This is a genomic window from Streptomyces sp. NPDC088124 (genome assembly GCF_040685895.1).
Taxonomy (GTDB): Bacteria; Actinomycetota; Actinomycetes; order Streptomycetales; family Streptomycetaceae; genus Streptomyces.
Genome location: NZ_JBFBJB010000085.1, coordinates 21,308 through 33,136, shown reverse-complemented (window position 1 = coordinate 33,136; position 11,829 = coordinate 21,308). Strand labels below are relative to the sequence as shown.

Sequence of the window (11,829 nt, the reverse complement as noted above, 5' to 3'; positions counted from 1 at the left end):
CTGGGCTGGCTCGGCCGCTGGTCCGACGCCCTGTCCGCCTACCGCCAGGTCGCGGACACCCGCGACCGGGTCCTCGGCGCCACCCACCCCGACGCGCTCGCCAGCCGCAACGACGAGGCCCACTGCCTGGAACAGCTCGGCAGGGGAGCGGAGGCGGTCCAGCTCTACCGGCAGGTGGCGGCCCTGCGCCAGCAGCACGGCGCCCGCGGCTACTGAACCGCCCCGCGCCCCCTCCGGCTCCGTGCCCCCTCTGGCCCCGAGATCATCCACGTGTTACCAAGGGCCATGCCCGCACACACCTCGTACGACGCCGTCATCGTGGGCGGCGGTCACAACGGCCTGGTCGCCGCCGCCTACCTCGCCCGCGCGGGACGCTCCGTCCTCGTCCTCGAACGGCTCGGCGCCACCGGCGGCGCCGCCGTCTCCAGCCGTCCGTTCGCCGGGGTGGACGCCCGGCTCTCCCGCTACTCGTACCTCGTCTCCCTCCTGCCCGACACGATCGTGCGGGAACTGGGGCTGCGCTTCGCCGTGCGCAAGCGCACCGTCTCCTCGTACACCCCCCTCGGCGACGGGGGACTGCTGGTCGGCGAGGGGCGTACGCGGGACTCCTTCGCCGCGCTGACCGGCTCCGACAAGGAGTACGCCGCGTGGCGTGCCTTCTACGCGACGACGGCCCGGGTCGCCGAACGCGTCTTCCCCACCCTCACCGAACCGCTGCCCACGCGCGCGGCGCTGCGCGACCGGATCGACGACGAGGCCGCCTGGCGGATGCTGTTCGAGGAACCGATCGGCTCCGCGATCGAGGAGCGGTTCGACCACGACCTGGTCCGCGGTGTCGTGCTCACCGACGCGCTCATCGGCACCTTCGCCGACGCCCACGACCCCTCACTCGTACAGAACCGCTGCTTCCTCTACCACGTGATCGGCGGCGGGACCGGCGACTGGGACGTCCCCGTCGGCGGCATGGGCGCGCTCACCGACGCGCTGGCCGGCGCGGCACGGGCGGCGGGCGCGGAGATCGCCACCGGGCACGAGGTGACCGCTGTGGCGACCGACGGGACACACGCCGAGGTCACCTTCCGCACCGGCGGCACCGAGGGCGTGGTGGCGGGCCGTCACATCCTGGTGAACGCCTCGCCGCAGGACCTCGCCGCGCTCCTCGGCGAGGAACCGCCGCCCGCCGCCGAAGGCGCCCAGCTCAAGGTCAACATGGTGCTGCGCCGGCTGCCGGAACTGCGTGACCGGTCCGTCGACCCCCGGGAGGCGTTCGCCGGTACGTTCCACATCGCCGAGGGGTACGGCCAGCTCGCCACGGCGTACGCACAGGCGGCGGCGGGCGAGCTGCCGAGCGCCCCGCCCTCCGAGATCTACTGCCACACCCTCACCGACCCGTCGATCCTCGGCCCCGAACCCGCCGCGCGGGGCTACCAGACCCTGACGCTGTTCGGACTCCACACGCCCGCACGGCTCTTCGCCCGGGACAACGAGGCGGCGCGCGCGGAGCTGCTCGCGGCGACCCTCGCCCAGCTCGACGAGCGGCTGGCGGAGCCGATCGCGGACTGTCTCGCCCTGGACGAGGACGGCCGCCCCTGCATCGAGGCGAAGACACCGCTCGACCTCGAACGCGAACTGCGGCTGCCCGGCGGCCATATCTTCCACCGCGACCTCGCCTTCCCGTACGAGGACGGCTCCGCCGGCCGCTGGGGCGTGGCCACGGCGCACCCGAACGTCCTGCTGTGCGGCGCGGGCGCGGTACGCGGCGGCGGGGTCAGCGGGGTGGCGGGACACAACGCGGCGATGGCGGCCCTGGGCCGGTAGCCGGTAGCCGGTGGCCGGTGGCCGGTGGCCGGTGGCCGGTGGCCCGCGGCCCCGCCGGGCAGAGCCTGGCCGGGGCCCGCGGGCCAGGCTCTGCCCGATCAGTCCGCCGAGGGAGCCCAGCCCGCCGCCGTGATCCGTGCCGCGTCCCGGCCCCGCGCCTCGTCGAAGAGGGTCCGGCCCCCGTCCTCGACCCGCAGACCGGTCACGTACACCCCCCGGCCCACGTACAACCGGTCCGTCGTGTACCGCCAGCGCAGCACGGTCTCGCGGCCGTGCCACGGGGTGAGTGCCGCCGTCAGCCGGTGCCAGACCCGGCCCGACCAGCCCGTCACCGAGCCCGCCGGGTGCTCACGCGGCTCCTGTCCCGCCGTCACGGTGGTGAAGGGCACCGGCCGCCAGCTCCGCCCGCCGTCCCCCGACGCCTCCAGGAAGAGGGCGTCCGGCCCCGGTTCGGTGTCCCACCAGACGGAGCAGCGCAGCCGCGCCCGTTCGGTGGCCGGGGTGAGCGGGGGCAGGGCGAGGGTGGCGGTCGTCGCGTTGGCCATGCCGCCGAACCAGGCCGGCCGCCGCCGGGGCGGCGCCACCGCCACGGCGCGCGCCATCCGGTCGGCGGTGGCCACGCGCGGCGCGCTGCCCGAGCGCCAGTTCCGGACCGGATGGACGGAGTTGCCCAGCACGATCAGGAACGAGTCGGTCGTCGGGTCGAGGACAAGACTGGTGCCGGTGAAACCGGTGTGGCCCGCCGTGCCGGGCGTGGCCATCGCCCCCATGTACCAGTGCTGGTAGAGCTCGAACCCCAGCCCGTGGGCGTCGCCGGGGAAGTCCGTGTTGAAGTCGGTGAACATCAGCTCCACCGAAGCGGGCCGCAGGATCCTCGCCCGGCCGTACGCGCCGCCGTTGAGGAGCGTACGGGCGAGGACCGCCAGGTCCCAGGCGTCGGAGAAGACCCCGGCGTGCCCGGCGACCCCGCCCAGGCTGTACGCGTTCTCGTCGTGCACCTCGCCCCACACCAGCCCCCGGTCCAGCCCCGACCACGGCGGCCGGGCGTCCTCGGTGGCGGCGATGGCGGGCCGCCAGGACGCGGGCGGGTTGAAGCGGGTGCGGCGCATGCCGAGCGGGGCGGTGATCCCGGTGCGCAGCAGCACGTCCAGGGGGTGACCGGTGATCCGCTCCAGGACGAGCTGGAGCGTGATCAGGTTGAGGTCCGAGTACCGGTAGACCGTCCCGGGCGGGTCCGCCGGGACCTCGTCCCACAGGAGCTGGAGCTTGCCCTCCCGGGTCGGCGCCGTGTACAGCGGAATCCACGCGCGGAACCCGGAGGTGTGCGTCAGCAGCTGGCGCACCGTGATGTCGCCCTTTCCGGCGGCCCGCGCGGCGTCCGGGCCCGCGAACTCCGGGAGGTACGTGACGACCCGCTCCGTCAGCTCCAGCGCGCCGCGCTCGATCTGCTGGACGGCGAGGACCGACGTGAAGAGCTTGGAGACCGAGGCGAGATCGAAGACCGTGTCCTCGGCCATCGCGATCCGCCGCTCGGCGGGCAGCTCCACCCCGGTGCCGGTCGTCTCGTCGTACGCCGCGTAGCGCACGGCGTGGCCGATCGCCCGGTGCAGGGCCACCGTCGCACCACGCCCCGCGAGCAGCACGGCGCCCGCGTACCAGGGGTGGACGGGGGAGGGCCCGAGGAACGTCTCGGCGGCGCCGACCAGCCCGTCCAGCTCCCGCCGGATCAGCCCGGCCCGCTCGGCGGAACCGCGGCGCAGCGTGGGCGCGGCCCGCCCGGAGCCGTCCGGAGCCACGGCTGGAGCGGCGGCCGTCCCCGCACCGGCCGCCCGCGCGGCGGAGCCCTCGGCGAACGGGATCGGCGCCACCGCGAACGCCCCGCCGAGCGCCAGCACCCCACCGCCCAGCCTGCGCCGGCTGATGCCCTCACCGGCGGTCGCGTCCTCCGTCATGGAAAGCCCTCCCCCTGAAGCCTGAAAGTATTTTTCGGGACCCCGATCAAGTGCTGAAACTTTCTTGCGGGACCCCGCCGGTGTCAACCCTCCGGGCCCGTACGGCTCCGAACGGTCACCGCGCGGACCCACGCCACCTCTGGCACCGTGTGGCGCATGAGGACGAGCATCGGCATCCGGTCCCTGATGTCCCAGTGGACCGTGGTGGTGCCGCTGCTCGCCGTGCTCGCCCTCGTCCTGGGCTGGGGGCGCACCCTGCCGGGGTTCGCGGTCGGCCTGGTCGCCCTCTGTCTCGGGGGCGCGGTGCTCGCGGCCGTGCACCACGCCGAGGTGGTCGCCCACCGGGTGGGGGAGCCGTTCGGATCGCTCGTCCTCGCGGTCTCCGTCACCGTCATCGAAGTGGCCCTCATCGTCACCCTGATGGTCGACGGCGGCGGCAAGAGCGCCACCCTCGCGCGGGACACCGTCTTCGCCGCCGTCATGATCACCTGCAACGGCATCCTCGGCCTGTGTCTGCTCGTCGGCGCGCTGCGCAGCCGGGTCGCCGTCTTCAACGCCGAGGGCACCGGTACGGCGCTGGCCACCGTCGCGACCCTGGCCACCCTCACCCTGGTCCTCCCGACCTTCACCACCAGCAAGCCGGGGCCGCAGTTCTCCCCCGCTCAGCTCGGCTTCGCCGCCGTCGCCTCCCTCGTCCTGTACGGGCTGTTCGTCGCCGTGCAGACCGTGCGCCACCGCGACTACTTCCTCCCCGTCACCCAGGCGGGCGATGTGCTGGAGGAGGACGCGCACGCCCCGCTGCCGACCCGCCGGGCGACCACCCTGAGCCTGGTGATGCTGCTGGTGGCGCTGATCGCCGTCGTCGGGGACGCCAAGGCCGTGTCGCCCACCATCGAGTCGGGCGTCGAGTCGGCCGGGCTGCCGCAGGCCGTCGTCGGTGTCGTGATCGCCCTGCTGGTGCTGCTGCCGGAGACCCTCGCCGCCGTGCGGGCCGCCCGCCACGAGCGGGTCCAGACCAGCCTCAACCTGGCCCTGGGTTCGGCCATGGCGAGCATCGGTCTGACGATCCCGGTCATCGCGCTCGCCATGATCTGGCTGGAAGGGCCGCTGGTCCTCGGGCTGACGGCCACCCACATGGTGCTGCTCGCCCTCACCGTCGTGGTGGGCGCGCTGACCGTGGCGCCCGGCCGGGCCACCCTGCTGCAGGGCGGGATCCATCTCGGCATCTTCACCGCGTTCGTGTTCCTCGCCATCAGCCCCTGATCCGTGGGTCGCTTGGGCCGCGTAGGTCGATGAGTCTCCTGATCTTGCCCACCGAACGCTCCAGCGTCTCCGGATCGACCACCTCGACCGAGACCGACACCCCCACCCCGTCCTTGACGGCCGCGGCGATCGCCCGGGCCGCCTCCGCGCGCTGCTCCGGCGTGGCCGCCGCGCGCGCCTCGGCCCGTACGGTCAGGGTGTCCAGCCGCCCCTCACGAGCCAGCCGGAGCTGGAAGTGCGGGGCGACGCCCGGGGTGCGCAGCACGATCTCCTCGATCTGAGTGGGGAAGAGGTTCACCCCGCGCAGGATCACCATGTCGTCGGTCCTGCCGGTCACCTTCTCCATCCGGCGGAAGACACGGGCCGTGCCGGGCAGCAGCCGGGTGAGGTCCCGCGTCCGGTAGCGGATCACCGGCATCGCCTCCTTCGTCAGCGTGGTGAAGACCAGTTCGCCCTCCTCGCCGTCCGGCAGCGCCTCACCGGTGAACGGATCGACGACCTCCGGATAGAAGTGGTCCTCCCAGACCGTGAGCCCGTCCTTGGTCTCCAGGCACTCCTGCGACACCCCCGGGCCCATCACCTCCGACAGCCCGTATATGTCGACCGCGTCGATCGCGAACCGCTCCTCGATCTCCCGCCGCATCTCCTCCGTCCACGGCTCGGCGCCGAAGATCCCCACCCGCAGGGAGGTGGCGCGCGGATCGACGCCCTGCCGTTCGAACTCGTCCAGCAGCGTGAGCATGTACGACGGGGTGATCATGATGATCTCGGGCCGGAGGTCCTGGATCAGCCGGACCTGACGCGCGGTCATGCCCCCGGAGGCGGGCACCACCGTGCAGCCCAGCCGCTCCGCGCCGTAGTGCGCGCCGAGCCCGCCGGTGAACAGGCCGTAGCCGTACGCCACATGGACCGTGTGCCCCGGACGCCCGCCGGCCGCCCGGATCGAGCGGGCCACCACATCGGCCCACGTGTCCAGATCCCGCTGGGTGTAGCCGACCACGGTCGGCACTCCCGTCGTGCCGCTGGAGGCGTGCAGCCGCCGTACCTCCGAGCGGTCCACCGCGAGCAGCCCGAACGGATACGTGTCCCGCAGATCGGACTTGGTGGTGAACGGGAAGCGGGCCAGGTCCGCGAGCGAGCGGCAGTCCTCGGGGCGTACCCCGGCCCGGTCGAAGGAGCGCCGGTAGAAGTCCACGTTCTCGTAGACGCGGCGCAGGGTGGACCGCAGCCGCTCCAGTTGCCATGCGGCCAGTTCCTCGCGGCTGAGCCGTTCCGCCGCGTCCAGCAGAGGGGTCATGGCGCTCTCCCTGGTCCGTCCGGCCGTACCGGTGGCCCGGGCAGGCGGCCGGAACCGATCATTCGGTTGATCGTCCCGGAGCCAGTAACGCAGGAGCCTCCGGCGAGCGTCAAGGGACGCGGCGCGGTGTCGCCCCACCGCGCTCCTCCGCCTGCCCGCCGGCCTTCCTGCGGCCTTCCGCCCGGCGTTCCACCTGGCGCGAAAGCCGTTGCCGTGCTCGCGTACGGACTGTGAGGATCGCGGCATGCCCACGTTCAGCACATACGACGGAACCGAACTCGCCTACCACCTGGTGGGGGAGGGGAAGTCCCTGGTGTGTCTGCCCGGCGGCCCGATGCGGGCGTCGGAGTACCTCGGCGATCTGGGCGGGCTCGCCGCGCACCGGCAGTTGATACGGCTCGACCTGCGCGGTACGGGGGATTCCGCCGCCCCCGCGGCCGACGCCGCACCCCTGGCGTACCGCTGCGACCGCCAGGTCGACGATGTCGAGGCGCTCCGCGCCCACCTCGGACTCGCCCGCCTCGATCTGCTGGCGCACTCGGCCGCGGGGGAACTCGCCCTCCTCTACGCGGCCCGCCACCCGCGGCGGCTCGCCTCCCTGACCCTGGTGACCCCGAGCGCCACGGCGGCCGGGATCGAGGCGACGACGGAGGACCGCCGCGAGGCCATGGCGCTGCGCGCCGGTGAACCCTGGTACGCCGCCGCGACGGCGGCCTTCGAGGAGGTCCTGGCGGGCCGGGCGACGGACGAGGTGTGGGCGACGCTCAAACGCTTCAACCACGCGCGCTGGGACGCGGCCGCGCAGGCCATGGTCGCCGCCTCACCCCGGCAGATCAACCAGGAGGCGGCCGCGGCCTTCTTCGGCGAGGGGGCCTTCGACCCGGCCGCGACCCGGGCCGCGCTCGCCGCGCTGGCGGCGCCGGTCCTGGTGGTGGCGGGGGCGCTCGACGGCGGCCCGCGCCCCGCGAAGGCCCGTGCACTCGCCGGGCTGTTCGGGCACGGCCGGCTCGCCGTGCTGGAGGGCGCGGGGCACTTCCCCTGGCTGGACGAACCTGGCGCGTTCGTCCGTGCGGTGGCGGACGTCCCGGACTCCGGCACACCCGGCGGGGACGTGGAGACGGGCGCGAAGGCGGAGACGGAGACGGAGACGGGTGGAGCACGGTCGGCCTGACGCGAGGCGCGGCGGACGACCCACCGGTCAGGCGCAGCCCGGAATTCCGGGCGGCGCCACGGCAGTTCGGGGGAGGTCCGGTACCGGTGCCGCCGTACGATCGAGGGCCCGGCCCCACCCGTGGGAAGGCCCCCGATGCACACCACCCCGGCGCACACCACCGCCACACGTACCACCCCCACCCGCACCACCCCTTCCGTGCGCCGCCGCGTCGCCCTGACCGCCGCCACCGCGCTGCTGCTCCTGGGGCCCGGGACGGCCTCGGCCGCCGTACGCCCCCTCACTGCTCCGGAGGCACAGGCGGCACCGGCGGCACCGGTTCCCGTCGCGTCCGACCGGCCCGCCGGCCCCTTCGGGCGCCTGTACCTTCTCGCCGAACTCTCCGCGCGGCGCCTGGCCACCGCCGACCTGGTCGCCGCGGCGAAGCGGGGCACCGGCAGCCCCGTCGACGCTCCCGAACGCGAGCGGCAGGTCCTGTCCACCGCCGCCCGCCGGGCCCAGGAGCTGGGCGCCGACCCGGTGGTGACCGTCAGGATCTTCCGGGACCAGATCGAGGCCAACAAGGACGTGCAGCGGGAACTGCTCCGCCGCTGGGACGCGGAGCCCGCGCACGCGCCGTCCGAGCGGCCGGATCTGGCCGGGGTGCGCGCGGAGATCGACCGGATCGACGCGGGGCTCGTCCGGGCCGTCGCGGGCTCGGCCCAGGACCGTACCGCGCCCCGCTGCGACCGTCTGCTGACCGCCGCGGCGGTCCGGGCCGCGGCCGGACAGCGTCCGGACTCCGCCCACCCGAGGGCGCTGGGCAGGGCGCTGGGCTCCGTCTGCGCGCGGGACGAGCCGCCCCGTACGCAACGCTGACGCGGCCATGCCATGACGGTGTCCCGCGCCGTTCCGGGGCCTCTGTCGCGGTCTGTCCCGGACCGTCGGTGATGGATAGGCTGGCCCGGGACGACGCAGCGGGAGGAGCAGGACGTGGCTGAGAGCACCACCACCCAGAAGCCGCTTTCGGGCTGGGACAAGCCGGAACTCGATCTGAGCGGCGCGGACTGGCAGTCCAGCAGCCAGGGGGCGGGCGACGTGCAGATCGCGTTCGTCGAAGGCTTCATCGCCATGCGCAACAGCGGTCGGCCGGAGAGCCCTTCGCTGATCTTCAGCCCCGCCGAGTGGCGGGCCTTCGTGATCAACGCCCGTGACGGAGAGTTCGACCTCACGTGAGGTGACCCCGCCCGGCGGGCCCCGGCGCCCCGGGCTGCGGGCTTCCGGCCCCGGGCCCGCATTTTCGGTCCTCACCCGGCTCCTCCGGAGTGGCGCGAACCCGTACCATGGTGGGATGTCCTTTCTCCGCCGCCGCAGCGCCGCCACACCCGCGGGCCCGGACTTCGATGTCCTGGCCATGGACCCGGGTGACTGGCCCGGCAATCTGGGCGCCGGTCTGCTGCCCGCCCCCGACGGGAGCTGCCAGGGCGTCTTTCTCCGGTACGACCTGTTCGGCGGCCGCGGGCCCGCGATGATCATCGGTAATCTGCCGGAGGGCTCACCCGCCCGTGAGCTGGGGGACGGCCAGATCCCCTTCGAGGTGGCGCAGCTCCTGCTCGCGCTGGAGAACGACGAGCCGGTCGAGGTCATCGGCACCGAGGACATGCCGGTGATGCAGGGGGACAACCTCCTGATCGTGCGCCGGCTCAAGCTCTCGGAAAGCCGGATCTCCTGCGTGCAGTTCGACCGCAGCGACAATGTCCTCGTCACCATCGCGAGCTGGGACCGGCCGATCACCGACGACCTCTACGCACTGCTCAAGCCGCTGCCCGCGGAGCTGTTCCAGCAGGGCTGACGGCGGCGCCCGGATCAAGGACACCGTCCAGGCACCGTCCATTTCACGCCAGCGTGCGCGGTGGACCGTCCGCTCCCTTGCCGGATGAGTCATCGGACTTTTACCGTGACTGGCCATGACTCCTGGGATGAGCCGCCGCACCACGATCGCGTCAGCACTGGGTGCAACAGGAGCCCTGGTGTGGGGAGTTCCCGCCATGGCCGATACGGGTGCTGCCGCCGACCCGTCCGATGAATCCACGCTCTGGTACCGGACCCCCGCCGCCGACTGGGAGCGCGAGTCGCTCCCCGTCGGCAGCGGCGCCCTCGGCGCCGGGGTGCACGGCACCCTCGCCACCGAGCGGCTCACCCTCAACGAGAAGACCCTCTGGACCGGCGGCCCGGGCGCCGGGGGCGGCTACGACCACGGCGACTGGACCGCGCCGCGCCCCGGCGCCCTCGCCTCCGTACAGCAGCGCCTGGACACCGAGGGGCGGCTCGATCCGGCCACCGTCGCCGCCGAACTCGGCCAGGCCAAGAGCGGTTACGGCGCCCACCAGGTCCTCGGCGACCTGGAAGTGACCGTGTCCGGCGCGCCGGAGACCCCCGACGCCTCCTACCGCCGCTCGCTCGACCTGAAGAATGCCGTCGCCGCCGTCTCGTACACCCACGGCGACACCGCCTACACCCGGGAGTTCTTCGCCTCCTACCCCGGCCGGGTCATCGCCGGACAGTTCGCCGCCGACCGCCCGGGACGGACCGGCCTCACCCTGCGCTACACCTCCCCGCGCGCCGACTTCACCACCACCGCCGCGGGCGACCGGCTCACCGTGCGCGGCGCCCTCCAGGACAACGGGCTGCGCTTCGAGGTCCAGATCCGTGTCCGTACGCAGGGCGGCACCGTACGCGCCGAGGCCGACGGCACCCTCACCGTCAGCGGCGCCGACCGCGCCTGGTTCGTCCTCGCCGCGGCCACCGACTACGCCGACACCGGCCCCGGGTACCGGGGCGAGGACCCGCACCCCGCCGTCACCCGCGCCGTCGACCACGCCGCCGCCCGACCGTACGAAGCACTGCGCGCCGCTCATGTACGCGACCACCGGGCGCTCTTCGACCGGGTCTCGCTCGACCTCGGCGGCCGCCTCCCCGACCTGCCCACCGACGAACTCCTGGCCCGGTACACCGGCGGGAGCGGACCCGCGGACCGGGCGCTCGAAACGCTCTTCTTCCAGTACGGCCGCTATCTGCTCATCGCCTCGTCCCGCCCGGGATCGCTGCCCGCCAACCTGCAGGGCGTGTGGAACAACTCCACCAACCCGCCCTGGTCGGCGGACTACCACGTCAACATCAACCTCCAGATGAACTACTGGCTCGCCGAGGTCACCAACCTCGCCGAGACCACCGCTCCCTACGACCGCTACGTCGAGTCGCTGCGCGCCCCCGGAAGGCGCAGCGCCCGCCGGCTCTTCGGCACGCCCGGCTGGGTCGTCCACAACGAGACCAACCCGTACGGCTTCACCGGGGTCCACGACTGGCCCACCGCCTTCTGGTTCCCGGAGGCCGCCGCCTGGCTCACCCAGCAGCTCTACGACCACTACCGCTTCAGCGGCTCCACCCACTACCTGCGCGCCACCGCCTACCCGGTGATGAAGGAGGCCGCCGAGTTCTGGCTCGCCAACCTCAGGACCGACCCGCGCGACGGCACCCTCGTCGTCACTCCCAGCTACTCGCCGGAGCACGGCGACTTCACGGCCGGCGCCGCCATGTCCCAGCAGATCGTCCACGACCTGCTCACCAACACCCTGGAGGCCGCCACCACCCTCGGTGACGCCCCGGCCTTCCGCACCCGGCTCCAGGACACCCTCGAACGGCTCGACCCCGGGCTGCGCGTCGGCTCCTGGGGACAGCTCCAGGAGTGGAAGGCCGACCTGGACAGCCCCACCGACGACCACCGCCACGTCTCGCACCTCTTCGCCCTCCACCCCGGCCGGCAGATCGCGACGGGCAGCGCCTGGGCCGAGGCCGCCAAGGTCTCGCTCACCGCGCGCGGCGACGGAGGGACCGGCTGGAGCAAGGCATGGAAGATCAATTTCTGGGCGCGGCTGCACGACGGCGACCACGCCCGCACCATGCTCGCCGAACAACTCGGGAACTCCACCCTCGCCAACCTCTGGGACACCCATCCGCCGTTCCAGATCGACGGCAACTTCGGCGCCACCTCCGGCATCGCGGAGATGCTGCTCCAGAGCCACCACGGCCCGGTCGAGATCCTGCCCGCCCTGCCCGCCGCCTGGCCCCGAGGACGGGTGACCGGGCTGCGGGCGCGCGGCGGCGCCACCCTCGACATCGCCTGGTCCGGCGGGCGCGCCACGCGGATCGTGCTGCGCGCGAGCCGTACGGGGGAGCTCACCCTGCGCAGCACCCTGTTCCCCGGCGGCGAGCGGACCTTCCGCGCCACCGCGGGCCGGACCTACACCTTCGCCGCACCGCCCGGGCCGGTCTGACCGCGCGCCGCGCCC

The 11,829-nt window shown here is 73.8% G+C and carries 10 protein-coding genes; 8 read left to right on the top strand and 2 right to left on the bottom strand.

Translation table 11 applies throughout. From position 1 onward, the window contains the following. Positions 1–216 (top strand): tetratricopeptide repeat protein (locus AB0P17_RS40195; protein ID WP_365819509.1); only part of this gene is annotated, 216 nt, incomplete at its 5' end. Positions 217–285: 69 nt separating this feature from the next. After that, on the top strand, positions 286–1,818 hold the full coding sequence (locus AB0P17_RS40190; RefSeq protein WP_365819507.1) for an NAD(P)/FAD-dependent oxidoreductase: 1,533 nt from the start codon (positions 286–288) through the stop codon (positions 1,816–1,818). Between the two features lie 98 nt (positions 1,819–1,916). Here the strand turns inward: AB0P17_RS40190 and AB0P17_RS40185 are convergent, their stop codons facing one another. Beyond that, positions 1,917–3,770, bottom strand: coding sequence for a serine hydrolase (locus AB0P17_RS40185; RefSeq protein ID WP_365819505.1), 1,854 nt, complete (start codon positions 3,768–3,770; stop codon positions 1,917–1,919). 156 nt (positions 3,771–3,926) lie between these two features. Between AB0P17_RS40185 and AB0P17_RS40180 the strand changes: the two genes are divergently transcribed. Next, positions 3,927–5,033, top strand: coding sequence for an ionic transporter y4hA (locus AB0P17_RS40180; protein WP_365819503.1), 1,107 nt, complete (start codon positions 3,927–3,929; stop codon positions 5,031–5,033). Here AB0P17_RS40180 and paaK read toward each other — a convergent pair. After that, positions 5,023–6,330: a phenylacetate--CoA ligase PaaK gene (gene paaK / locus AB0P17_RS40175; protein ID WP_365819501.1), complete on the bottom strand. Its 1,308-nt coding sequence runs from the start codon at positions 6,328–6,330 to the stop codon at positions 5,023–5,025. The genes AB0P17_RS40180 and paaK overlap by 11 nt on opposite strands. Positions 6,331–6,574: 244 nt before the next feature. On the opposite strand from paaK, the gene AB0P17_RS40170 reads away from it, so the two are divergent. The 5 genes from AB0P17_RS40170 to AB0P17_RS40150 all read left to right on the top strand — a co-directional run bounded on the left by AB0P17_RS40170 (position 6,575) and on the right by AB0P17_RS40150 (position 11,814). Then, positions 6,575–7,501 (top strand): alpha/beta hydrolase, encoded by a 927-nt coding sequence (locus tag AB0P17_RS40170; protein WP_365819499.1) that lies wholly within the window; start codon positions 6,575–6,577, stop codon positions 7,499–7,501. 135 nt (positions 7,502–7,636) lie between these two features. Beyond that, positions 7,637–8,359 (top strand): gamma subclass chorismate mutase AroQ, encoded by a 723-nt coding sequence (aroQ, locus tag AB0P17_RS40165; protein ID WP_365819497.1) that lies wholly within the window; start codon positions 7,637–7,639, stop codon positions 8,357–8,359. A 114-nt stretch (positions 8,360–8,473) separates the two neighbouring features. Next, a complete protein-coding gene (locus AB0P17_RS40160) occupies positions 8,474–8,716 on the top strand; it encodes a DUF397 domain-containing protein (protein ID WP_365819494.1) in 243 nt (80 codons plus the stop codon). Between the two features lie 115 nt (positions 8,717–8,831). Beyond that, entirely contained in the window at positions 8,832–9,332 is a 501-nt protein-coding gene (locus AB0P17_RS40155; protein ID WP_365819492.1) for a hypothetical protein, read from the top strand. Between the two features lie 196 nt (positions 9,333–9,528). Next, positions 9,529–11,814, top strand: a complete 2,286-nt coding sequence (locus tag AB0P17_RS40150) for a glycoside hydrolase family 95 protein (RefSeq protein WP_365819490.1) — start codon at positions 9,529–9,531, stop codon at positions 11,812–11,814. Positions 11,815–11,829: the final 15 nt, after the last annotated feature.

What these genes read in the sequence shown, in the direction of transcription:
- AB0P17_RS40190 (WP_365819507.1), top strand. Translation starts at nt 286, where the DNA reads ATGCCCGCACACACCTCGTACGACGCCGTCATCGTGGGCGGCGGTCAC.
- AB0P17_RS40185 (WP_365819505.1), bottom strand. Translation starts at nt 3,770, where the DNA reads ATGACGGAGGACGCGACCGCCGGTGAGGGCATCAGCCGGCGCAGGCTG.
- AB0P17_RS40180 (WP_365819503.1), top strand. Translation starts at nt 3,927, where the DNA reads ATGAGGACGAGCATCGGCATCCGGTCCCTGATGTCCCAGTGGACCGTG.
- paaK (WP_365819501.1), bottom strand. Translation starts at nt 6,330, where the DNA reads ATGACCCCTCTGCTGGACGCGGCGGAACGGCTCAGCCGCGAGGAACTG.
- AB0P17_RS40170 (WP_365819499.1), top strand. Translation starts at nt 6,575, where the DNA reads ATGCCCACGTTCAGCACATACGACGGAACCGAACTCGCCTACCACCTG.
- aroQ (WP_365819497.1), top strand. Translation starts at nt 7,637, where the DNA reads ATGCACACCACCCCGGCGCACACCACCGCCACACGTACCACCCCCACC.
- AB0P17_RS40155 (WP_365819492.1), top strand. Translation starts at nt 8,832, where the DNA reads ATGTCCTTTCTCCGCCGCCGCAGCGCCGCCACACCCGCGGGCCCGGAC.
- AB0P17_RS40150 (WP_365819490.1), top strand. Translation starts at nt 9,529, where the DNA reads ATGGCCGATACGGGTGCTGCCGCCGACCCGTCCGATGAATCCACGCTC.